We start from the raw sequence: 21904 nt of genomic DNA, 5'->3' as shown, positions 1-21904 counted from the left end.
GGCCGATATCGACCGCCATATCCATGAAATCAGAGATGTGGAAGCCGCGCTTCAAAGAATCAAGGCGGGCGGTTTCGGTGAGTGTAGTGACTGCGGAGAACCGATCGGGTGGAGGAGAATGCAAGCCCAGCCGGAAGCGCAGCGGTGTCTGGGTTGCCAAGCGCGCTTCGAGGCCATTGCGCAGCGTGGAGCCGGCCATTCGCTATAGAAGGCTTGCGATGCCGACCCAAGGCGGTATCCTAGAGCGCCGGTCTTAAACGTTGGGTCGATGAATCGGGACCGTCGATTTTGCTCGACCGGTCTTCGAACTATCAAAAATCAAAGGATTGGAGTGATGAATAGCAAAGGTGCAGGTTACATCCTGATCAACGCGGCGATTTTATTGTCGCTGAGCACGGTAGCGGCCAATGCCCAGCCACCGAATTTCGTGGGAGAGGGCTCGGAAGTCTGGGATCGGACCACCAGTGCAAACCCTCTGGCACAGGAAGAAATCTACGGCGGGGCGATGATGACCAAAGGGGAGCGCAAAGCTTACCGTGATCGCCTGCATGAGTTTGAAACCGAAGCGGAGCGCAACGAGTTTCGCGCCGCTCACAAAGAAGCAATGGACCAGCGCGCTTGGTCGATGGGCTTTAAGCTTGACGGGCAAGGCCGTCCGCTAGGGGGCGTGAAAAACTATGAACCCGGTCCGCGCAAGCATAAACCCACCGGCGGTGGCGGGCACGGCGGCCATTAGAGGGTCCGCTTGGCTTTTCGCCGCTTGCAAGCTGGTTCGATCGGCTTGGCCGATTCCTGAGGTTAAGTAGCGGGGAATCGCGTGTGGTTGATTTCCTGACTTTTTGACTGAACCTTCCTTAGAAAACGGCCCGCTTATCGCGGGCCGTTTTTTTGCGCCTGATACGCAGGCGCTTTGCCATTGTCCGTGTACCCTGGATCAGGGCGCGTAGGATACCGACAAGGTGGGCAGCAGGTCGACGAACGGAGTCAGCGGTACCGTGGCCGGGTTGATCGCCAGCAGCGCGGTTAACCCGCCGATTAGCAGATCGCCGGTCAGGGTATTGATTCCCAAGATCAGAGTATTCCGACCCAGTTCAACGAGACCTGGGTACTGGGCCTCCGCGCCCCGAGCCAGATCGCTCACCGGTACGGTGCCGATCACAATGTTCCGCTCGGTGAGATCCGGTATGGGGTAGTTAAACTTGATATTCAATGTGTCCGATACGACCAGTTTCACGGTGTAGGCTTGGCCACTGACTTGGGTCAGCTCGTGATCGGTCATCGGAGTAAGTTCGGCATTGACCGTGAATGGAATCAGCAATGCGGCGGTCCATGCGATGAAGTAGGTTTTAAGTCGCGTCATGGGGTCGCTCCTTCGATACATGATGTGCGTTGAGAGAAGGGAACTCGCCGATAAACATTCGGCAGTGTGATCAAGATACAAGAAAAGCTCGGAGACGGGGAGAGGTTCAATAAAAATTCACGAGACGGTGCCGTTTGAGTTTCGGGTGAGGGCCGCCGGGCGCCGCGTTTAGTTGTTTTTTCTCAGTCTATGCATAGCCGACCGGGCGCTGGTTTTCGAAGCCGATGCGTTAGGCGGCTCGCGCATCGGGGTTTTCATCGCCCCGATTGGCGTGGAGATGAATCATCGACATGGCCGCCTCCTCGCATTTACCGCATCCGGTGGCGACGCCGAGGTGACATCTTAAAGTATCGAGATCTCCCGCGCCCTGTTCAGCGATGAGTTCGCGTATTTGGCGATCTGTGACTCTTTTACAAACACATACGTACATACTGACTCACCGATGGCCCCCGCGATGTTTCGATACCAGTTGAAGTTAGTACGAATGCGAATCATTGTCAATTGGGATTTTGTTTCGATAGGCCGCCGATGCTGCCGATCGGCGGCTCGGTCAGTTGCATTCGTTCGTAATTAATATCGATATATCCATAAGTTAAGTGCTAAGCGTCAGGCTTGTGGGTAAAATGCGTCGCGTCCTTACATTCCTGGCACCGAAAAAATATCCGATGGCAAGTATCAATAGGGAAACCGTTCTCAGTGTTCGGCATTGGAACGATTCGATTTTCAGTTTTTCGACCACCCGGGACTCGGCGCTGCGCTTCGAGAACGGCCAATTTGTCATGGTTGGCCTGGAGGTCAACGGGCGCCCGCTGATGCGCGCCTACAGCATCGCCAGCGCGAACTATGAAGAAGACCTGGAGTTTTTGAGCATCAAGGTGCCGGACGGGCCGCTTACGTCCCGCCTGCAGCATATCCAAGAGGGCGATTCGATTCTGATCAGCGCCAAACCCACCGGTAGCTTGCTTCTGCACGATTTGCGTCCCGGTAAGCACTTATATTTGCTGTCGACGGGCACGGGCCTGGCGCCGTTTATGAGTATTATTAAAGATCCTGATGCTTACGAGCGGTTCGAAAAGATTATTTTGGTTCACGGGGTGCGCCGGGTCTCTGATCTGGCCTATCAGGATTTCATCACCCACGAACTGGCGCATAATGAGTATTTTGGCGATGAAGTCAGAGAAAAGCTCATCTATTATCCGACGGTAACCCGGGAGCCATTTAAGCATCAGGGGAGAATCACCGCCCTGTTGGAAAACGGACAACTGTGTTCCGATATCGGTCTGCCGCCGCTGGATTCTGCCACGGACCGGATCATGATCTGTGGCAGTACTGCCATGCTGAACGACTTGTGCGTGATTCTGGATGAGCGGGGATTCGAAAGTTCACCCCGAATCGGATATCCCGGGGATTACGTCATCGAACGCGCGTTTGTGGATAAATAAGGGCGGCTCGGAATTCGCCGCCGAAAGACGCGTGCGATCCTGAGCTGAGGTTATTCCACAGCGTGTTACGATAGGCGCAATTGCGTGCCGATATCCAATGCCGTTTCATGTCAAATCGCAACGGTTCGTTCCGATCAATCCCCCTCTCGGGCCGCTTGTCCTTCGCGGATTCGCGGCAGGCCTATCTCGACGCCAGGCGCTGGCTTGAGTCCAACCCTGATCTGCCGGCGCGCATCGAAGCGCGCCTCGTTGCAATGCAAAACCACTTGCAGCAAGTGCTCGACAAGCCGCTGGCTGCTGTTGCCGTGGAGTATTCCCTGCGGGGCTGTGCTGCAGGCCGCGCCGGCCCAAAAAAAATCAGTCTGAACCCTGTTCTGCTGCGGGAGAATGAGTCGTCGTTCCTCGCCCAGGTGGTGCCGCACGAATACGCGCACTGCGCGGTGATGCAGCTTTGGCCGCGAGCCGCGCCCCACGGACGCCACTGGAAGATGGTCATGGAGCTGCTCGGTGCACCGGCGAGACGTTGCCACCCTTTCGATACGCGTAATGTCCGTCAACGCCGCCTGCGTCGCTATCGGTATCGCTGCGGCTGCGGGCCGGTCGAACTGACCAGTATCCGTCACCACCGTATCGAACGGGGCGCGGCGTATGATTGCCGCCGTTGCGGTCAGCGGCTGACACCCGCTTGATGACATCGACCGTGGCGCCGGGTTTATCCCCCGATCGTTTCGATACGCAGCTGGACCTCCATATCGGATTGCGCTGTGCCGCTGAACGTACCGTCGATGGGCGAGGCGTCGGATGGATCAGCGGCGGCTGCGACGGCGATGTGTCTGTCCGCCACCGCCAAGCCATGGGTGGGATCGAAGCCCCGCCACCCGCCACCCGGGACAAAGACTTCGGGCCAGGCATGGAGATAGCGACGCTGTCTCGGCGTATCCCGGTGTTGGTAGCCGCTCACGAAACGCGCCGCCAGGCCTTGGGCTCGGCAGAGGGCAAGGAACAAGACCGCCAGGTCGCGACAAGCTCCACGGCCGGTTTCCAGCGTGGTTTCTGGCCGCTGTGGTCGTCCCTGTTCGCGCACGATGCGCTCGATGTTCTGGTACAGATATCCGTTGAGCGCACAAACGAAACCCAAAAGCTTTTGTCCGGATTTGGCCGCAATTTCCCGGCTGAGAGCCTGCGTGATTTCTGCGACAGGGGGATTCGTTACGAGATAGGGTCGTAGCCCTCGTTCGAGCCGGTCCGGATACAGGATCGGAACTTGATCGAGTGAACGATCCACAAGATAGTCGAACGGGTTTCGGTTGTGATTCCGCGCGACCCACTCGCTTTGGATTGTCAGTGATTCGGTGGGGCCTTGAAACCACAGTTGGTCGACCAGGTTACCCCACGGGTCGAGATAGCGTGTTCGGTTGCTGGGTGTGGGGTTGACCGTGAGTTGGTAGTTCTCCAAGCGAACGTGGTGGTCGTAGCGTGGATGCAGTCGAACCAGATGCGGCCCCAAAATAACCGGGCGGCTGTATCGGTACCGGGTGGTGTGTGTGATATGTAAGCGCATACAGGCCCACCCCCGCGGGCGTGAATGTGAGTCACAGCGCTTAGCTTGGCGTCATATCAGGCTTCGCTCATGGTGACAGCGCGGTTATACAGCGCCTCTTCCGTGACAGCCGCTGGCTTGCGTGTGTTGTTTTGTCCCGACAATCCGACAAACACTGTGGCGACCGAGCACGGCCGACTAGAACCGTAGTTCAAGGTTTGTGAGGGCGCTGTTGACCGGCAGGTCCGCGGCTTCTTCTTTTGGGTCTGACACGGTTTGCTTGCCGTACAATCGGAACCAAACGGTCTGCTCCTCCGGAAAGACTTGCACGATTGAAAAGTTACAGGCCGTGTAAAGTGTCAGCTGCGTGAAGTCATAGCCGTCGACAGATCGCCCACAGTCCGACACAGTTTTGCCCAAAACCCAGCTGAGTGGGCGAGATTTATCATACGTAATGGCACTTGAGGTGAGCTGGTACATGATGGCGCCGGAGGATGGATCGCGCATTTTGAAGGCGGCGGAGGTGTGTACGTCGCCGCTGAGGATACAGATCTTCAGTCCCCTGTTCGCGGCCGCGAAAAGCATTTTGACCAGTCCTTTCCGTTCCGAATCGTGGAGCTTGTGTTCCCAGGAGTCGCGAAGATCGTCCTGTAGGTCCGCGATATCCGCCAGGATGGTGTCGTCGGCGTTGGCCAGAACGGTCGCCAGATGCATGATGGGCACGGCCGAGATCACGAACAGAAAAGGTGTTTCGGCCGGATCCCGTGCCTCCAACCAGCGCTTGAAGCGTTGATACTGGGCGATTCCTAGCACTCGTCGTGATTTTCGGTTGATATCCCGTTGCCCGCGACCATCCAGGCAATAGAAGGCGGCACGGCCGCAACGGAAGTCGTAGTCAAACTGTCCCTGGGGTGTATCGGGGTTATGTGCATGCTGGTATTCGTCGTAGACTTGAAATGCCGCTTTTTTCATCTCCCCGATTAGGATCAGTGCCTCGTCTCGGGTCAAGCCGGCTTTTTTGTAGTCGAACAACTCGTTCAGTTCGTCCTGCTGATTGCCGCTCAGTCGGTAGGACCCCCAGCCGTCCCCCAGTTCGTGATCGTCCCAGATCATGTATTGCGGGTAGCGGCTGTGTACCTGCCGAAGGTTCTCGAAACCCCAATAACCGCGATAGATGTCGCGGTACCAGGTCACCATGGATTCTTTGGTAGGTAGGAGTTGACCGTCCTGCTTGCGGGCGACTTTGGCAAGGTATCGCCAGATGTTCAGACTGTCGACTCCGTCGGTATACACCTGATCGCCCCCACCAATGACAAAGCGGAGATCTCGGGAGTGCTGTCGATTCAACGCGGCATCGAAGTAATCCCACATGGACTGGTTGACGATATCCGTTTTACGAAACATCGTGTCTTTGTAGGGCATATGGCACGAGTAGAAACCAAAGCTGAATGACGCGCCCGGATCGTCGTGGAGGGTGCGGAACTGATAAGGCCGGTCTTGTCCTAACACGATGCGCTCAATCGCTCCATCGCGGCCATGCAGGGCGTAGCCGTATTCAGTCGATGGCTCCAACTCGTCGATGGTCACTACGCAAGTCGTATCGGAGTCGAAATTTTCCACCTTCAGCGGAATCCGCCGAACGGAGTCAGGCAAGTCTTCCAGCTTCAAGGGCACCTCAGTGAGCTGCTGTCGAAGCGCCTCGCTGTCGGCGTTAATTGGAAAAAGCAACAGTTGATAGTCTCCCGGGTATCCCGTCCGAAGCCACAGTTTGGTGCTGTGGGGCGTGGTGTGGCCGACGATGGCACCGCGTTTTAGCCGGCAATTGGGCCAGGGTCGATCCTCTTTCCAGGTAAAAACGTCTGTTCGCACGGCCGACACTCCTTGGTCCGACTTTCTAAACATTTTGGAGGTGATTGGTCTGGCAAGATAGCTACAATTCTGGGCGGAGTCCAAGCGCTGTTCAGCAAAGTTGAGTCGCGAGCCAGATTTCGCGGAGTTGGCGGCTACCCGTGATCGTTCTAGAATCAACTGCTCAAGCCGCTAAGCCGTGGCAGGTCGCCCATCCTTGAGCGGCGAGGGGTTATATCCCGTGTTCGCTCAAACAGCAGGAGTCAGTTATGCCAACGTATGACTATCGTTGTTCGGCCAACGATCAGACCATCTCGGTCTGGCACGGGGTCAGCGCGGAGTTGAAGACTTGGGGTGATTTGTGCGCTGCTGCGGGCGCGCAACTCGGCGATACCCCGGCCGATGCGCCCGTCGAGCGGCTGATTACGGGTGGGAATTTTGTCTCGGGTGCGAAGCGCGCCCTGCCCCAAACGATGCCGTGTGGCCAAACCCGCTGCGGCTGTGGCCCCGGTGGGCACTCCCATAGCTGAGGGTTCGACCCGCTGCCGTTCGCTGACTTCACGGAGTTTTTTTCGATGAGCCAGCCTCGATTCCTGCTTGCCTCCATGTTTGTTGCCTTGGGCATTGCTGTTGCGGGGATCGCGACGGGCTATGGCTTTTATGCCGGTCGGACGGATGCGAGATATGTCACCGTCAAGGGGCTGGCCGAGCGTGAGGTGCGGGCGAATCTGGCCTTGTGGTCGCTGGAGGTGATTGCCAATGGCGACGATCTGCCAGCCGTTCAACGTCAGATCGAAACCAGCACCGTGGCGGTACGACGATTCGTTGAAGCCGGCGGCTTGCCCGCCGACGCCTTGAGTTTGACGACGCTGGAAGTGACCGACCGGCTGTCGAACCCTTACCAGCAACAGACCGGTGGGCCGCGATTTATTCTGCGTCAGGGCGTGATCATTCGAAGTGAGGACGTTGAGCGCGTGGCGAGCCTGAACGGCCAGGTAGGGGAGCTGGCACGCCAAGGTGTGGTATTGGGTAGCCGGGATCAATCCAGTGGCGTGAGTTATTTGTTTACCCGTTTGAACGACATCAAACCGGAGATGTTGAAAGCGGCAACCGCCAATGCCCGGGCCGCGGCCGAACAGTTCGCCGAGGACAGCGGCAGCCCGCTGGGTGGGATTCGCCGGGCCAATCAGGGCGTTTTTGTGATCAAACCGCGCGATGCGGTTCGCTATGCCGACGAGACCACCCAGATTCACAAGATCGTCCGGGTGGTCTCGACCGTACAGTACTTTCTAGAGCGCTAAATTCGGCCTACAAAAAACTGCGGCTGATGAGTTCTTTCATGATCTCGTTGGTGCCGCCGTAGATCTTTTGAACGCGCCCGTCCACAAACGCTTTGGCGACCGGATACTCCAGCATGTAGCCATATCCCCCATGGAGTTGGACGCACTCGTCCGTCAGTGCGCACTGGAGGTCGGTGGTCCACATCTTGGCCATTGCGGCGGTGGTGACGTCGAGTTTCTTTTGCATGTGCAACTCCAGGCAGCGATCGACGAAGATCCGGCCGATGGTCACCTGTGTTTTCAACTCGGCCAGCTTGAATCGCGTGTTTTGGAATTTGGAAATCGGCCGCCCGAAAGCTTCACGATTTTTCACATACTCGATGGTGTGGTTCAGCACATACTCGCTGGCGGTGATAGACCCCATCGCGATCAGCAGCCGTTCTTGAACCAACTCGCTCATGAGGTAGCCGAAGCCGGCGCCTTCTTTGCCCAGCAGGTTGCTCGCCGGTACTTTGCAGTTGTCGAAAAAGAGTTCCGCCGTATCTTGGGCTTTCATGCCGACTTTTTTCAGCTTTCGGCCTTTGTCGAATCCCGGCGTGCCGGCTTCGACCACCAGTAAGCTGATGCCTCCGGCGCCTTTTTCAGGATCGGTTTTACACACGACAATCACCAAATCGCACATGTAGCCGTTGGTGATGAAGGTCTTTTGACCGTTGAGGATGTAGTGGTCGCCTTCGCGCTTGGCGTGTGTCCGGACCGCTTGCAGGTCGGAGCCTGTGCCGGGTTCGGTCATGGCGATGGCGCCGATCATTTCGCCCCGCGTCATTTTCGGCAGCCAACGTTGTTTCTGCTCGTCGTTGCCGTACTTGAAGATATAAGGGGCGACGATTTCGTTATGCAGCATGAACCCGGGGCCGGATGTGCCGGCACGGCTTTGTTCTTCGGCTTGAACGACGGTGAACATGAAGTCGGCGTTGGAGCCGCCGTACTCTTCCGGCAGCGACATGCAAAGCAATCCCGCCTCCCCGGCTTTGAGCCATACCTCACGGGAGACCTGGCCATCCTCTTCCCACTGGTCGTGGTAGGGGATGACTTCTTTCTCGTAGAAACGCCGACAGGTCTCTCGGTACATTTCGTGTTCTTCGGTGAACAGATTTCGTGATTTGCTCACGGTCTACTCCTCTAGATAGGCTTTAGAGTCTCAGGCCGGCTTGGCCTGGACGGGTTTGTCGAAACCGGTGCTGCGTGACGATGCGATTATCGAAGATGGTCAGCAAAGCAGCCACCATAACGGATGCTTCAAAAACGTTAAAGCGGTGCTTCGACACCACACGTTTGTTGCCGCATAATGCCCCGATTCCCGGGTGGGCTATCTCAATGACACGGATCAGATCATGACTAAGTTCAATCACCTCGCATGGGTCTTGTTTTTCCTCGCAGTGATGCTGACGGCAGGTTGTTCGTCGGAGCAGGGCGAAGAAGTGGCCGAAGCCTTGGCTGCCTCACCTTTGGTGGGTGCGTGGCAAAAGACCGACGATGGAGCGGTCGTCGAGTTTTTCCCCGATGGGCGCTATCAGCGTTCCAATGGCGAGATTGGACGGTGGTCTTTGCCGGAATCGGGCGTGGTGGTTTTAGAAAACGAAACCGGCCCGGTGAAAGCCCGTGCGCGCAGCCCGTTCGAAATCGAGAACGGCAAGCTGCGTTTTCTGCTGACAAAAGAAACCTACCACGCGGTGGCTGCATCCGATGGCCAAGAATAACGGCTCTGTGAGTTCACCTACGTGGGTTGTTTCGTTCTAGAAACGCCTTTTTCTAAACCTTCCAGATAGCTGCCCAGCGCCTTTCGCGTGTAGTCGTAAGCCTTGGGTTCTCCGCTGGCCCGCGGCCCGGCCACGTTAAGCCGGGTGATGTTGTGTGTTCGAACGAATCGGGCAATGGCGCGAGCCGCTTCCCTCGGTGGGGTGTGATTGCCGTTCACACTCAGTAGTGGGCGTTGTGTTTGTCGGCAGTATTTTTCCGTTAACGCCGTCCCGCCACTGGGCCGGCCAAAGTAAATGACCAAGGTCCCGTCACTGTCTTCCACGTTGCGCCGTGTCCGTGCCGCGTATCCTCCGCGCTTCAACTCTGTTAGGGGGTATTGGTCCGGGATCACGCCATCTTCCGCAAGCCGGCCTTGCGGGCACCACCCGCCGCATGGCCAACCGATGGCCAAAGCCGCGTCTAAAGCCGCCCGATCGACTCCCGTCTGACCGCCCGATACGATCACCGGTTGTCCCATGGGGCCCGTACCGACATCGGTGTTTGGCCCTTCTTTCCGCTGCTCTTTCATATCGCGTTTTATTTCAATTGACTAATTAGACTGGAAATTTTTTTCAAACCGTCCTCAATTGACTTAACGGTTACCCCGTTTGCGAACGTCTGCCGCAACAGTCCGGGTTGGCCGTGGTTCGGCCGCCCGGCTGGACGCGCATGATAAAACGACGGAGGAGATTCACGGATGATCAAGCGATCGATAGCTTGGATATGGGGTGCGCTATTGCCCCTAATGTTGAGTGGTTCTGCCTGGGGCATCGCCCCGTACGGGAGCATGGATGATGGTGAGTTTGAGCAATTCATGGGAGCGCTGAGCGCGGATCCGAGTCTGATGGCCAAGGAGCGAGACTACTCTTTTCGCCTCTCGACCCAGCAATGGGACGATATGGTCTCTGGCTTGGGTTTGACGCATTTTACCTGGGTTTATGCGGTGACGCTGAAAGGGGAGGAGCTACCGCAGCTTGTGGGTGGTCCGATCTCGGACTATTCGGTCATGGCGGTGCGCGCCGGTCGGTTGATTCCGATTCCGTTTCAAATTGACGAGCGGGATACCGACGGCTGGGTCTATGAGCAGGGTATCTCCGGTGATGTGGACGGAACCGCCGGGGTTTTCGATGCCGTGGACGAGTTCGTTTTTATGTATCGGGATACCGGGGGCGAGCGATTCGACCCGGAAACTATGGCGGTTCCAGAAGGGCGCATTGTCGACGAGCTTGAACTGAGTTTCGATGGCACCACCCGGTACGCCTACGTGGTCAAGGGGTCTTCGCTTCGCGATACCACCGACTATGTCAACTACGACACGGATCGCCTGATCGCCGACACCACGTTCTACAATTTCCGTAACAACCCGGACAATCTTCTGATATTCGAAGATTTCCGCGCCAACGCAGGCCCTACCCCCGAACACCGGGTGTTGGATACCTTGGTTCTGGAACTCTCGACCGGCGTGATCACACGATGGCCGCGGGTCGAAGTGGGGTTGCCTAATTTGCAGGCCGAGTTGGTGGGCGTGAAAAGAGGGCCGGTTCGCGATGTGCTCAAACTCAAAATCTGGGTGGTGGTGGCCGGTATTCCGGTCTTCCGCATCGTGACGGACATGACGCTTTACGATCAGGGCATCTTTTTGCCGGTCAAGCTGCACATTCCCGGCGGCGAAATCTTAACGCGGGTGTTGAATCGACCGATTATCGACATTTATCTGGACATGAACGATTTGCGCGGAGGGCGCTTCGTCGCGGCGGTGAATCCGAGCGGACACTACCACGATGTCGATGCTCAAGAAACGCCGGCCGAAGAGCAGCAGGATATCCACATTCCCGACCGGACATGGCTGTGGCTGGAGAGCGGCCGCGGCTGGGACGTGGTGTTGAAATTCGACGTGCCCCGGGACTGGCCCGTGGAAGGTATCGGGATGTATGAGGATTCGGTGGCGCCGGAGAATTCCTATGAGTACGAGGATTTCCCGGAGGCTTTGCCCCGATTCGGTTTTCGCGTCACCAAGCTGCCGGTTGGCAAGCTCGATATCGATATCACCGCGGTGCTCTGGTTCCCAGCGACCGTCGGAGGGGCCGGGCCTGAAGGCTTCGTTCAGGCCATGGATGATCCCCCGCGGTTCGATAGCGTGACCTCTTCGGCACTGGCCCGAGCCGACTAGGCGGGTTTGGGTCAAACGGCAAGGCGCTACGGCCGGCTTGGCTGTAGCGCCTTTGCTGCCTCTGGGGGGCGACGAGCGTCCGCCGCCGAGCGGATGGCGACGTTTGCCTCCATCGTCATGCGCAGACTAATATCCCGGGTCCACCTGCAGCGTCCCATTAGGGCGTTTAATATCGTTTCTGGGATTTTGGATGAACCAACTACAAGCACCCATTTCGATTGGCGAGCTCATCGATAAAATCACCATCTTGGAAATCAAGTGTGAGCTGATCAGCGATCCCGGCAAGCTCGAGAATGTTCGCCGCGAACTTCGATTGTTATCGGATGTTTGGAAAGCATCGCCGCAAGCGGCTATCGATATCGCCGATCTACGCACTGCCTTGCGAGGCATTAACGAACGCCTTTGGGGTATTGAAGACGCCATTCGCGAAAAGGAACGGCTGGCGGCATTCGACGACGAATTTGTCGAGTTGGCCCGGTCGGTCTATCTGACCAACGACGAGCGCGCCCGGCTGAAGCGTGAAATCAATCAGCGGACGGGTTCGGAACTGGTCGAGGAAAAATCCTACGCCGACTACCAACGTCGCGGGGAAGGTTCAAGTGCCCTTTGAGTGGGAATAGACGTCTTTCATCAACTTATCAAGCTTGTCTTTCACTTCCTCGACCTGGATGAGGTCCATCACGCCAGGGTATTCCAATTTGGTGCCCCAAGGCAGCGTGGCGGCAGGTTTGCCTTTGAATTTATTGGCTGCCTCGTCGTATTTGTTCACACACCATTGACGGCTGAAATAGGGCCCGCTGCGCTCAACGTTGCTGGCGGCGTATAGTCCCAGGACGGGTGTGCCGGTGATGGCAGCCATATGCGCCGGTCCCGAGTCCGGCGTGATCAGCACATGGGCCTTTTTCAACAGCCCGAGGAATTGTTTTAACGTGTCCTTACCGATGAGGTTGATCGGCGGGGACTGCATGTGGGTCGTGATCATCTCGCCCATCTCCCGCTCCAGGGCACTCGGGCCGCCCGATAGGACCACCCGCATCCCGTGAACGTTTGCTGCGTGATCGGCCAGTGCTGCATAACGCTCCGGCAGCCAGTTGCGGCGAGCGTGACTGGCGCAGGGGTTGATGATCAGCGTGGGTGCTTGGCCGGGAAGATGGGTTTCGGCAAACGCCCGCGCCGAATCCGGTATGGGCAGATTCCAATTGAGCTCACGTGCCTCCAAGCCGGCTGTGCTTAAGAAACTGAAAAAACTGTCCACCACGTGCTGGCCATGAGTTGCCGGGATTCGCCGGTTGACGAACAGGCCGTGGCCGTCTTTGGAGCGCTGTTTGTCGTAGCCGATGCGAAGCGGGCTTTTGATTCCGATGCCCACCAAATTGGCTCGTAACGAGACCTGCATCAACAACGCCACGTCGAACTGTCGATTGGCGAGCTGACGGCGAAGATCACGAAAGCCCCGCCATCCCGCAGATTTGTCAAAGACGATGAACTCCACGTCCGGCAAGTCCCCCACCAGTTGGGCTTCCAGTTTGCCAATGACCCAAGTGAGCCGTGTTGTTGGCCAGTGGGTCCGTAGGGTGTGAATGATCGGCAAGACGTGGGTGACATCGCCCAAGGCCGACAATCGCAAAATACAAAGGGAGTTGGGTGCTGGTTGGGTCACGGGTTGTCGAAAGACAGTGAATTGATCGGGTTCGCGAGAGGGTAGCCTATCGGAACAAGCGACGAATGCAAACGCTTCAGCGGATGGGTTGGTTTTCGGGCAGCCAGCCTAAAATCAAATGATAATTGTTTGCGTTACGGTTATCATCGCCGTATAGTTTTCTCCCCGGTGTCATCACACCGACGCAACCATCATCATTTCGGCAGGGAGAATAGTGTCCGTGGGCGTGAATAAGTGGACAACAGCGGGTGCCGTGGGCCTCACCATGGTCGCATTAGGGATAAGCCCGGTCGGCGCGGCGACCGATGAAGAAATTGACGAGCTTCGCGAGCGTTTAGAGCGAACGGAACAGCGCTTGGATGCGACGGTTTCGATGCTGGAAGCAGAACAAGGCAGCTCGACCAATAACGTCCATATCGGGGGTTATGGCGAGCTTCACTACAACTATCTTGAAGGTGATGAATCCGGGGAGAAGAAGCGGGAAATCGACTTCCACCGCTTCGTGCTGTTCTTCGGATACGACTTCAGCGACCGAATTCGCTTCAAATCAGAGGTTGAATTGGAGCATGCCGTGGCCGGCGATGGCCAAGAGGGGGAAGTCGAGCTCGAGCAGGCTTATGTTGAATTCGATCTCGCTGAGCATACTCGCGTTTGGGGCGGCTTGTTTCTCCTGCCGGTGGGTATTCTAAACGAGACGCATGAGCCGCCTACTTTCTTTGGTGTTGAGCGAAACCCGGTTGAGAAGAACATTATTCCCACCACCTGGTGGGAGGGCGGCGCGGCGCTGAACGGAGAATTCGGGCAAGGTTGGCGTTACGATGTGGCGCTGCACTCCGGTTTGAAAACCGACGACTTCAATATCCGCAGTGCTCGGCAGAAAGTCTCGGAGGCGGATGCCGATGATCTGGCGGGTACCGCGCGTCTGCTATGGCGCGGTCTGGCAGGGCTGGAGTTGGCGCTGACTGGGCAATACCAGTCCGATATCACCCAAGGCGATGGCCCGGAAGAAACGGCCGCCACCCTGGTTGAGACCCACGCCATTTACCAACGTGGACCTCTCGGTTTGCGTGCGTTGTATGCCCGCTGGGATCTGGACGGTGATGCCGCCGAGCTGGTCGGTCGCGACGTGCAAGACGGCTGGTACATTGAGCCTTCCTGGCGTTTCGGGGAGCAATTGGGCGTTTTTGCTCGCTATAACGAGTGGGACAACGCGGCAGGCGACGACGTGGACAGTAGTTACAGCCAAGTAGACGTCGGCGTCAACTACTGGCCCCACCCGCAGGTTGTGCTCAAAGCCGACTACCAATGGCAGGACGCACCGGAAGGAGCTGACGGTTTCGACGGCTTTAATCTGGGAATTGGCTATCAGTTCTGACGTCGAAGCTCTGATACAGGCAAGCCACGAGCACGGCAGCGTTGAAACCGCTGCCGTGCTTTTTGTTGAGTAGAATAGGGACCATGCGAAAACTGGCGGCGAGAGTGACTGGCGTGCTGCTGTTCTGGGTAGTCCTGGTCGGTGGGGCGGAAACGACTTATCAGAGTCCGGAGCAGTTCGTCGACGAGGCGTTCGACGGCTTCGAGCCGGCGCCCGAAGTCTTGTGGGTGACCGATGCGCTGCGTGATCAGGCCGGGTCGGTTTTGGGTCATCAGGTGCCGTTCCTACGGACTCGATATTGGCAGGATGGGAATCGGACGGCGTGGATTCTTGACGAAATCGGCAAAGAGCAACCGATCACGGTGGGAATTGTCGTGGAGGATGCTCGTATCGAGCGGGTCCGGGTACTGGTTTATCGAGAAAGCCGGGGCGGCGAGGTCCGGCACGCGTACTTTACCCGGCAGTTCAAGGGGGCCGCGCTGGTCCAAGACGATTTCGCCCTTGACCGAACGATCGACGGTATCTCCGGCGCGACCCTGTCCTCGCGCGCCCTGACGCGTGTCTCTCGCCTGGCGCTGCTGTTTCACAGCGCGGTGATGGATTCGGGTGGTGGCGAGTGAACCGATATCACCTCCATCGATACGTCGGTCTCGGCGCCGCGTGCTTTTTGGTCTTTCTGGCGGTCAGCGGCTGGCTGATGCATCATGCGGACCGTTTCGGCTTGAGCGAACGATACGTGTGTATGGACAGTCTGCTGGACTGGTACGGTATCGAAGCGCCTTCGGATCTGGTCGGCTATCGTGTGGCCGGTCATACCATTGTCACGTTAGGTGGGCAGATCTATTTCGATGGCCGGTGGGTCGGCGAAGCGCCGATGGCGCCGGTGGGGGCCGTGCCCATGGCGCCGGGTATCATCGTGGCGTTTCCCGATCAGCTGCTGTGGTTTGATGATGCCGGCCGCATCATCGAGCGTATTGAAGCCGTTCACGGAGTCCCGCGACCGGTTACGCGCATCGGTTTACTCGGTAACGGTCATTTGGCTGCAGCCTCGGCACAACAGATTTTTGTGGCCGATGGCGATCTGCTCGTATGGGCGCGCGCACCTGATGCTTCGGTGTCGTGGTCCGACCCCGTGACGCTGGAAGTCGAACAGCAGGCTGCCATCAGAGCCTCCTACCGAGAGCGCGTACTCACGTGGCAGCGCGTGATTGCCGACGCCCATTCCGGTCGTATCCTGGGGTGGTGGGGGCCCTGGTTGATGGATTTGGTTGCGCTCGCGCTACTCTTGCTCGCCGTGAGCGGTTTGTTAATTTGGTCACGTCGGCGAGGCTAGTGCCTCGGCCCATAACCCCTCACGGAACATATCCTTCAGGTCGATTGGAGATGCTTGCCCATGGCCGGAAATATCCTCATTTATGGTGCTTACGGTTACACGGCGAAACTTATTTTGGAGCATGCCGCCGGCCAGGCGCTGTCGCTGATCCTGGCAGGCCGGGATGAGGCCCGTCTTCAGCCCTTAGCAGAACAATACGGATGGGAATATCGCGTACTTGATCTGGGTTCTCCGGCGTCCATTGATGCGGGACTGGATGGAATCCAGGCTGTTTTGAACTGTGCCGGCCCGTTTGTCCGCACGGCCCGACCGATGGTCGATGGCTGCATTCGAAACCAAGTCCACTACTTGGACATTACCGGCGAGATTGAGGTGTTCGAGGACCTCGCCAAACGCGACCAGCAAGCGCGCGATGTCGGCGTCACGTTGCTTCCCGGGTGCGGTTTCGATGTGGTCCCCACCGATTGCATGGCCGCCTATCTCAAAGCTCAGCTGCCCGATGCCACCGAATTGTCACTGGCCTTTACGGGACTGGATGCGGTCTCGCACGGGACTGCAGTGACCATGATCGAGAGCATCGATCAGGGGGGTATGGTACGCCGTAACGGTGAGTTGGTGTCGGTCCCGACTGCCTATCGTCGGCGTAACATTGATATGGGGTGGGGCTCCAGGCCGGCCGTGACGATTCCCTGGGGTGATGTTTCCACGGCGTTTTACACCACCGGCATACCCAATGTCTGCGTTTATCTTGCTGTGCCGTCCTTAATGGCTGCGGCGATGCGTATGATGCGCTACTTTTCGTGGGCTTTGCGGCCCCGGTTCGTGAAAGATTTTCTTAAACAACGCGTTGACGCCCGTCCCGCCGGCCCCGATGCGCAAACGCGGGCGAAGGCGACGACGATTGTCTGGGGGGAGGCTTGTAATCCGTCGGGGGCGTGTCAGCGGGCGATCTTGCGGCTGCCGAACGGTTACACTTTGACCGCCTGGACGGCGCTGGAATTGGCCAGACGGGTGGCCGGCGGCGACGGGAGGCCGGGATTTCAGACGCCGGCGGGCTTGTTCGGCGCTGATTTTGTCTTACAGTTCGATGACGTTGTTCGGGAAGATGCATGACCGCCCAGGCCGTCTTATCGCACGTTGAATGGCGGTGTCGCGATTTGCTGGGCACCTGCGAGTTTCTGCGCGAACTGCTCGGTTGGCAGTTTCGGGCGATGGGGTCTCGGTTCGCCGAATGCGTCCCCGACCAAGGCCCAAAAATCGGCTTGTTGCAATGTGCCGAGCGAGTCGGTGAAGGCGATTGCCAGGGCTTTGTCCGCGTCGATGCCATTCGTTCCAAACTTCGAAAAGCGGTCGAACTGGGCGGCGAAATCATCGAGTCGCCTCAAACCATACCGAATTACGGCTATTACGGACGCATTCAAACACCCGACGGCACCGTCCTTGGGCTATTTTCCGAGTGCTTGGGCGACGGTTGAGGCTATCCGTTCAAGTCGTCAAAGGCCTGGGGTTTTTGATAGACTTTGCCGCCGTCGAATTTTATGGCATGGGGGGTCCGGGCGAACGCCAAGCGGAGCCAGAACGCGATCATATAAGGAGTGAATGCAATGAAGCAGCCAGTACGTATTGCGGTAACCGGTGGCGCCGGCCAAATTGGCTACGCGCTGAATTTTCGTATTGCGGCTGGCAACATGCTCGGAGCAGATCAGCCCGTGATTTTGCAGCTGCTGGAAATTCCGCAAGCGCAAGATGCCCTTCAGGGTGTGGTCATGGAACTTCTCGATTGCGCGTTCCCTACTTTGGTGGACGTCGTCGCGACCGATGACCCGGCTGTTGCTTTCAAAGACGCGGACTACGCGATGTTGGTGGGTGCGCGACCCCGGGGGCCGGGTATGGAGCGTAAAGACCTTTTGCAGGCGAACGCACAGATTTTCTCGGTTCAAGGCAAAGCGCTAAATGACCACGCCAGCCGGGACGTCAAAGTCTTGGTGGTCGGTAACCCCGCCAACACCAATGCCCTGATCGCTGCCAGCAACGCACCGGATCTGGATCGTCGCAATTTTACGGCCATGACCCGATTAGACCACAATCGGGCGCTATGCCAGCTGGCCCTGAAGCTGGGTGTTCACGTCAACGATATACGCCGAATGACCATTTGGGGCAATCACTCCGCCACGCAATACCCCGATATTCATCACGCCACCGTCAAGGGCGAGACTGTCGTCAATCAAGTTGATCAGGCATGGCTTAAAGACGATTTTATTCCCACTGTTCAGCAGCGCGGCGCTGCCATCATCAAGGCTCGCGGCGCCTCATCAGCCGCCTCGGCTGCCGCTGCCGCCATCGACCATATGCGAACCTGGGCTATGGGTACGCCTCAAGACGATTGGGTGAGCATGGCGGTGCCGTCAGACGGTAGTTACGGAATTCCGGAAGGGGTGATCTACTCCTACCCCGTCACTTGCGCCAAAGGTACCTACGAGATCGTTCAGGGATTGGACATCAACGATTTCAGCCGCAGCCGTATGGACGCGACCTACCAGGAGTTGCTGGAAGAACGTGCGGGCGTTGCCGAGCTCCTGTAACGATCTTCCAGGGGGCAAATGCTGAATTGATCCGAGTGGGCGTTCAACCAAACGGGCTCCGAGATCGATTCAGCGTGATCCTCTCGTGGCCTGCTGGCTGTGAGCGTTCGCGCGGATCAGCAGCAGGCCTTTTTAATCCTTGGACCTGTCGCCGGGCGTGCCTGACCCGAGTTTCCACGCACATCATAGGCGGTCGACCATTAACTGTTGGCAACGTCTTGGTAGTAGGCTTTCTTGTCGTCGTACATTTTGCCGTCTGCGACGCGATAAATGTCCTCCGGAGCAGTATCGGCAGAGCATGCCATGCCGATACTGAGGCTCAAGGGTATCGTTATTACGCGATTTTCAGGGGTGCGGTAATTCCGTTCGCTCAGCGTGCTGCGTTCCTTGATTCGTTGCACGAGATGAATCGCTTGTCTGGTGGAAGTCCCGGGGCAGAGAATCACGAACTCATCGCCGCCGATGCGGCATACTGCGTCTTCCGACCGGCAAGCACGGGTTAATAATCGTGCTACCGACGTTAAAAGATCGTCCCCGGATTGGTGGCCGAGTTGGTCGTTGACTTCTTTTAGTCCGTTGACGTCCACCACTAACAGAGAAAAATCCAGTTCCGGCGTTTCACGCTTAAGCCGGATTTTCTTGTCGAGTTCACGCTGGAAGTAGGTGCGGTTAAAAAGACCCGTGAGCGGGTCTGTGTTGGCCAGCTTCTCCAATTCCAAGCCCAACAACTTGGTTGCCGTTGCCGCGGACAGCTGATCCTGAAAGATGCTGACGATTTCCAACGACTCCTGATTGAGGGGCGGGCCCTTAATCACCAAGGTGCCGATGGTTTGCTCGCCGCTTGCTCGCATCGGCAGAAAATACCACCTGATATCATCTGTGGGATTGGCGCGAGATCCTTCGTGGCGTTCGCGCAGGGCGCGCTCGACATCCGCGTTGTCGCCAGCCATCAGGGCTTCGTGCGATGCGATCAGAATGCGTTTTTCGCTGTCGTCGATTCCGCTGGCGGACAGATGAAGTATCATGTCGGCTCTGTGACTCCGTACGATGACAGCGAATCGGTTGGACGGAAATAGCTGTGCCAGTTGTTGCAATACGCTGTCCATGAGATCGGATAATTCGTGCGCAGTCTGCATGCTGACGCTGGCGTCCAACAGCGAGCGAAATATCGCGTTTTTGCGTTTGTTCGCGCGGGTGACGATGGCCATTTTCTCCTCGCTCTTCACCAGGCTCCGAGCAATGGCGACAAACAGCATGATGAGTGGAGAGGCTACGAACGCTGCGGTTGCCGCTGCCGCCACGTAAACTCCCAGCGGAATTTCTCCCTCAACAGCATAGAAAATGACCGGGGCAATGAGTGTCGCAGAGATGACTGCCGAAGCCAGTACCAAGCTGAATTGTTGGTATGCGGTCAGGTTTCGCAGCCATACTAGAAAAGCCTTCATCTGGTCACCCTTTTATCATGACGCTTCCACCGTGTTTTACCCCCTTCTGCCGGGACTGCTTTTCGTCGGTGTCGTGTCAATATTATGGTTTTGGTGCGGCTCTATTACGTGCCCGGGCGAAGCGTCGACCTTCCCGGTTACGTTTTTTGACACTTTCATTAAAGATCTGGGTGGCTCGTTTGTCTAACGATTTGCCATATTAATAGTTCGTTTCGAAATGTTAATACATGGTTTACTTCTGAGATTGGCTGCGCTAATGTAAGTTCCCAGAACAAGAAGGCGCGATGGTTTGGCCTCGCGTTCCTCAATCACCCACAAAGGGTGTTCGGGCAGGATTAGGTGCAAAGTGCGTGAAAGGACGGCTGGTCTGTCCTTTTGGGAGGAGACAAAAATTAAAAAGCTTGGGTTAATGCCCAAGCTTTTTTTTTGCGCAAAAACGCAAGGCAAAAAAAACCCCCTGGAGGACAGGGGGCAAAGTGCGTGAAAGGACGAGGGGGTCCTTTCAGGAGGAGACGCTGTACGGCCGATGTTTTCACATCGATTGCCAGAAACTTTGTCTGCTGTCGCGCCATGCTTATGTTTGAAGCCGTCGCGGTAGCTGATGGAGCGTAGATTAGGTGGAGACGGTTTTGTTGTCAATCCCCTTTTGTCCTAGTATAGCTTTTATTAATCATTGGATTGGGGTGGCCTTCCTGCTTCGTGAGCGAATGACGCCGCGTTTGGGATTGCGTGGCAAGTCGGCGGGTCGGAATAAATTATTGATAATAAAAGAATGTTTTGTGAGTTGTTTGCGGCGGCGCGCCACTGGCGTCCGGATTTTATCTAGTCGACGTTAGGGGCTTGTGTGATTGTTCCTTGAAAATACCAATGATTGTCCGCCGAGTTGAATGGGAGTTTCCGCAGCTGCCCGGCCAGCGTTGGGTGCCATTAGCCACCGGAATAAACATAACTTCGATTGCGGCCGCTGTCTTTCGCTCGGTAGAGTACGAGGTCTGCACGCCGAATGAGCTCGCCAGGGCCGAATTCTGTGGATGGGATGAGGGTCGCGGTGCCGAGGCTTAGGGTAACGTAGGGTCCGACCCGGCTGCCTTCGTGGGGGATCTTCAAGTTGTACACGGCACGGCGAAGCTTTTCCGCCAGCTCTCTGCCCTGTTCGGCGTTCACGGTGGGGAGCACAATGGCGAATTCCTCGCCGCCATATCGGGCTACTACGTCTCCCGGGCGTCGAACATGGGCGCGCAACGTTTGAGCGATTGTTTGTAAGCAAACATCACCGGCCAGATGACCATAGTTGTCGTTGAAATGTTTGAACTCGTCGATATCGGCCAGAATGAGCGTCATGGGCCGGTGCGCTCGCTGCATTCGTCGCCACTCTCGATCGAGCGCTTGGTCGAAGGCGCGGCGGTTTGCGACTTGCGTGAGGCTGTCCACGTTGGCGAGCACACGAAATCGATTGGCTAGTTGTTTGAGTTCGCCCCGGGCTTCAAATTCCGCAAATTGAAGTCGGCGCACGAAAAATGATGCGGTGTTGCATACGGTGGCGATCAGTAGCAGTAATAAGCCAACCTGAAGTTTCTCCTGATCCCAGGCTGCCGGAGCCGAGTCGATCCAATTGGCGAAAAACAGGTAGCCGATCGAAATAGCGTGGGCGAGAACGAGCGCCAACGGGTGGGCCGGAATGATGATTCCCGTGATAAACATGTAGCTTAGGGCAAATACAAACGGATTGTTGAATCCTCCGATGTACGTTGTCCCGTGTGCGATGGGAATGTTCACGGCCAGTATCGTGAGCAATACCAGCAGATCTGGATTAATCCGCCCGGAAGGGCTACGACTGAGCAGCAAGCACCCGATGACCGCTAGGTCAACAAGTCCCAGCATGAGGACTACTTCGACTCGCGTCGATGCGGTGGCTGTGGGCAGTAGCCCTGCGATGACTGGCGAGCCGAGCAGGATAGTCCACAGGACGGGGCGCAGTCTGCGAATACACAGACGCTTGCGCCATCCGTGATAACTTGCCCTGACTTGCTTTGCGTCGTTTTTTGATTGTTGGGCGGGGCCCCCATTGC

Annotated in this window: 23 protein-coding genes; 14 read left to right on the top strand and 9 right to left on the bottom strand. The window is 57.1% G+C overall.

From position 1 onward, the window contains the following. The first annotated feature begins 334 nt into the window (after positions 1-334). Positions 335-736: a hypothetical protein gene (locus tag SVU69_09980; protein MDY6943327.1), complete on the top strand. Its 402-nt coding sequence runs from the start codon at positions 335-337 to the stop codon at positions 734-736. A 198-nt stretch (positions 737-934) separates the two neighbouring features. Here the strand turns inward: SVU69_09980 and SVU69_09975 are convergent, their stop codons facing one another. Then, a complete protein-coding gene (locus tag SVU69_09975; protein ID MDY6943326.1) occupies positions 935-1360 on the bottom strand; it encodes a hypothetical protein in 426 nt (141 codons plus the stop codon). 229 nt (positions 1361-1589) lie between these two features. Next, the gene (locus tag SVU69_09970) at positions 1590-1790 is read right to left on the bottom strand and encodes a (2Fe-2S)-binding protein (GenBank protein ID MDY6943325.1); all 201 of its coding nucleotides are present in this window, start codon (positions 1788-1790) and stop codon (positions 1590-1592) included. A gap of 235 nt (positions 1791-2025) precedes the next feature. Here SVU69_09970 and SVU69_09965 point away from each other — a divergent pair, with 235 nt between their 5' ends. Then, entirely contained in the window at positions 2026-2802 is a 777-nt protein-coding gene (locus SVU69_09965; GenBank protein MDY6943324.1) for a ferredoxin--NADP reductase, read from the top strand. 107 nt (positions 2803-2909) lie between these two features. Next, positions 2910-3491, top strand: a complete 582-nt coding sequence (locus SVU69_09960; GenBank protein ID MDY6943323.1) for a SprT-like domain-containing protein — start codon at positions 2910-2912, stop codon at positions 3489-3491. A 23-nt stretch (positions 3492-3514) separates the two neighbouring features. Here the strand turns inward: SVU69_09960 and SVU69_09955 are convergent, their stop codons facing one another. Both SVU69_09955 and SVU69_09950 read right to left on the bottom strand, forming a co-directional pair. Next, a complete protein-coding gene (locus tag SVU69_09955) occupies positions 3515-4363 on the bottom strand; it encodes a transglutaminase family protein (GenBank protein MDY6943322.1) in 849 nt (282 codons plus the stop codon). Between the two features lie 177 nt (positions 4364-4540). Further along, positions 4541-6211: an alkaline phosphatase D family protein gene (locus tag SVU69_09950; GenBank protein ID MDY6943321.1), complete on the bottom strand. Its 1671-nt coding sequence runs from the start codon at positions 6209-6211 to the stop codon at positions 4541-4543. Positions 6212-6459: 248 nt separating this feature from the next. Here SVU69_09950 and SVU69_09945 point away from each other — a divergent pair, with 248 nt between their 5' ends. Next, positions 6460-6720, top strand: coding sequence for a zinc ribbon domain-containing protein (locus tag SVU69_09945; protein ID MDY6943320.1), 261 nt, complete (start codon positions 6460-6462; stop codon positions 6718-6720). A 45-nt stretch (positions 6721-6765) separates the two neighbouring features. After that, a complete protein-coding gene (locus SVU69_09940; GenBank protein ID MDY6943319.1) occupies positions 6766-7491 on the top strand; it encodes an SIMPL domain-containing protein in 726 nt (241 codons plus the stop codon). Positions 7492-7498: 7 nt separating this feature from the next. Here the strand turns inward: SVU69_09940 and SVU69_09935 are convergent, their stop codons facing one another. Continuing rightward, a complete protein-coding gene (locus SVU69_09935) occupies positions 7499-8641 on the bottom strand; it encodes an acyl-CoA dehydrogenase family protein (protein ID MDY6943318.1) in 1143 nt (380 codons plus the stop codon). A 223-nt stretch (positions 8642-8864) separates the two neighbouring features. Here SVU69_09935 and SVU69_09930 point away from each other — a divergent pair, with 223 nt between their 5' ends. Further along, complete coding sequence (locus SVU69_09930; GenBank protein MDY6943317.1) at positions 8865-9230, top strand: hypothetical protein; 366 nt, start codon at positions 8865-8867, stop codon at positions 9228-9230. Between the two features lie 17 nt (positions 9231-9247). Here the strand turns inward: SVU69_09930 and SVU69_09925 are convergent, their stop codons facing one another. Beyond that, positions 9248-9799 (bottom strand): putative molybdenum carrier protein, encoded by a 552-nt coding sequence (locus SVU69_09925; GenBank protein MDY6943316.1) that lies wholly within the window; start codon positions 9797-9799, stop codon positions 9248-9250. A gap of 168 nt (positions 9800-9967) precedes the next feature. On the opposite strand from SVU69_09925, the gene SVU69_09920 reads away from it, so the two are divergent. Together SVU69_09920 and SVU69_09915 are read left to right on the top strand one after the other, a co-directional pair. Then, on the top strand, positions 9968-11440 hold the full coding sequence (locus tag SVU69_09920; protein MDY6943315.1) for a hypothetical protein: 1473 nt from the start codon (positions 9968-9970) through the stop codon (positions 11438-11440). A 190-nt stretch (positions 11441-11630) separates the two neighbouring features. Further along, positions 11631-12050 carry a DUF6165 family protein gene (locus tag SVU69_09915; protein ID MDY6943314.1) on the top strand — a complete coding sequence of 140 codons (420 nt, stop codon included), beginning with the start codon at positions 11631-11633 and terminating at the stop codon, positions 12048-12050. On the opposite strand, the gene SVU69_09910 is transcribed toward SVU69_09915, so the two are convergent. Next, positions 12036-13100 carry a glycosyltransferase family 9 protein gene (locus SVU69_09910; protein MDY6943313.1) on the bottom strand — a complete coding sequence of 355 codons (1065 nt, stop codon included), beginning with the start codon at positions 13098-13100 and terminating at the stop codon, positions 12036-12038. The genes SVU69_09915 and SVU69_09910 overlap by 15 nt on opposite strands. A gap of 220 nt (positions 13101-13320) precedes the next feature. Here SVU69_09910 and SVU69_09905 point away from each other — a divergent pair, with 220 nt between their 5' ends. The 6 genes from SVU69_09905 (at position 13321) to SVU69_09880 (ending at position 18390) form a co-directional block, all read left to right on the top strand. After that, complete coding sequence (locus SVU69_09905; protein ID MDY6943312.1) at positions 13321-14475, top strand: porin; 1155 nt, start codon at positions 13321-13323, stop codon at positions 14473-14475. An 83-nt stretch (positions 14476-14558) separates the two neighbouring features. Beyond that, the gene (locus tag SVU69_09900) at positions 14559-15095 is read left to right on the top strand and encodes an FMN-binding protein (protein MDY6943311.1); all 537 of its coding nucleotides are present in this window, start codon (positions 14559-14561) and stop codon (positions 15093-15095) included. After that, complete coding sequence (locus SVU69_09895; GenBank protein MDY6943310.1) at positions 15092-15808, top strand: PepSY domain-containing protein; 717 nt, start codon at positions 15092-15094, stop codon at positions 15806-15808. Before SVU69_09900 ends, SVU69_09895 begins: the two co-directional genes overlap by 4 nt. A gap of 60 nt (positions 15809-15868) precedes the next feature. Next, positions 15869-16921, top strand: a complete 1053-nt coding sequence (locus SVU69_09890; protein MDY6943309.1) for a saccharopine dehydrogenase NADP-binding domain-containing protein — start codon at positions 15869-15871, stop codon at positions 16919-16921. Continuing rightward, positions 16918-17283 carry a hypothetical protein gene (locus tag SVU69_09885; protein ID MDY6943308.1) on the top strand — a complete coding sequence of 122 codons (366 nt, stop codon included), beginning with the start codon at positions 16918-16920 and terminating at the stop codon, positions 17281-17283. The genes SVU69_09890 and SVU69_09885 overlap by 4 nt, the downstream gene beginning before the upstream one ends. Positions 17284-17412: 129 nt before the next feature. Then, positions 17413-18390, top strand: a complete 978-nt coding sequence (locus tag SVU69_09880; GenBank protein ID MDY6943307.1) for a malate dehydrogenase — start codon at positions 17413-17415, stop codon at positions 18388-18390. Between the two features lie 200 nt (positions 18391-18590). Here the strand turns inward: SVU69_09880 and SVU69_09875 are convergent, their stop codons facing one another. Together SVU69_09875 and SVU69_09870 are read right to left on the bottom strand one after the other, a co-directional pair. Beyond that, entirely contained in the window at positions 18591-19835 is a 1245-nt protein-coding gene (locus SVU69_09875; protein ID MDY6943306.1) for a GGDEF domain-containing protein, read from the bottom strand. 927 nt (positions 19836-20762) lie between these two features. Further along, positions 20763-21716, bottom strand: a complete 954-nt coding sequence (locus SVU69_09870) for a diguanylate cyclase (GenBank protein ID MDY6943305.1) — start codon at positions 21714-21716, stop codon at positions 20763-20765. Positions 21717-21904 lie beyond the last annotated feature (188 nt).

The sequence above is a fragment of the Pseudomonadota bacterium genome, from assembly GCA_034189865.1.
GTDB lineage: Bacteria > Pseudomonadota > Gammaproteobacteria > UBA5335 > UBA5335 > JAXHTV01.
Note: the sequence above shows the minus strand (reverse complement) of the source record. Positions and strands in the feature narration are given on the sequence as shown.

Bases quoted from the DNA above. Each gene is read 5' to 3' on its own strand.
- SVU69_09980 (MDY6943327.1), top strand. From the start codon at position 335: ATGAATAGCAAAGGTGCAGGTTACATCCTGATCAACGCGGCGATTTTA.
- SVU69_09975 (MDY6943326.1), bottom strand. From the start codon at position 1,360: ATGACGCGACTTAAAACCTACTTCATCGCATGGACCGCCGCATTGCTG.
- SVU69_09970 (MDY6943325.1), bottom strand. From the start codon at position 1,790: ATGTACGTATGTGTTTGTAAAAGAGTCACAGATCGCCAAATACGCGAA.
- SVU69_09965 (MDY6943324.1), top strand. From the start codon at position 2,026: ATGGCAAGTATCAATAGGGAAACCGTTCTCAGTGTTCGGCATTGGAAC.
- SVU69_09960 (MDY6943323.1), top strand. From the start codon at position 2,910: ATGTCAAATCGCAACGGTTCGTTCCGATCAATCCCCCTCTCGGGCCGC.
- SVU69_09955 (MDY6943322.1), bottom strand. From the start codon at position 4,363: ATGCGCTTACATATCACACACACCACCCGGTACCGATACAGCCGCCCG.
- SVU69_09945 (MDY6943320.1), top strand. From the start codon at position 6,460: ATGCCAACGTATGACTATCGTTGTTCGGCCAACGATCAGACCATCTCG.
- SVU69_09940 (MDY6943319.1), top strand. From the start codon at position 6,766: ATGAGCCAGCCTCGATTCCTGCTTGCCTCCATGTTTGTTGCCTTGGGC.
- SVU69_09930 (MDY6943317.1), top strand. From the start codon at position 8,865: ATGACTAAGTTCAATCACCTCGCATGGGTCTTGTTTTTCCTCGCAGTG.
- SVU69_09925 (MDY6943316.1), bottom strand. From the start codon at position 9,799: ATGAAAGAGCAGCGGAAAGAAGGGCCAAACACCGATGTCGGTACGGGC.
- SVU69_09920 (MDY6943315.1), top strand. From the start codon at position 9,968: ATGATCAAGCGATCGATAGCTTGGATATGGGGTGCGCTATTGCCCCTA.
- SVU69_09915 (MDY6943314.1), top strand. From the start codon at position 11,631: ATGAACCAACTACAAGCACCCATTTCGATTGGCGAGCTCATCGATAAA.
- SVU69_09900 (MDY6943311.1), top strand. From the start codon at position 14,559: ATGCGAAAACTGGCGGCGAGAGTGACTGGCGTGCTGCTGTTCTGGGTA.
- SVU69_09890 (MDY6943309.1), top strand. From the start codon at position 15,869: ATGGCCGGAAATATCCTCATTTATGGTGCTTACGGTTACACGGCGAAA.
- SVU69_09885 (MDY6943308.1), top strand. From the start codon at position 16,918: ATGACCGCCCAGGCCGTCTTATCGCACGTTGAATGGCGGTGTCGCGAT.
- SVU69_09880 (MDY6943307.1), top strand. From the start codon at position 17,413: ATGAAGCAGCCAGTACGTATTGCGGTAACCGGTGGCGCCGGCCAAATT.
- SVU69_09875 (MDY6943306.1), bottom strand. From the start codon at position 19,835: ATGAAGGCTTTTCTAGTATGGCTGCGAAACCTGACCGCATACCAACAA.
- SVU69_09870 (MDY6943305.1), bottom strand. From the start codon at position 21,716: ATGCTGGGACTTGTTGACCTAGCGGTCATCGGGTGCTTGCTGCTCAGT.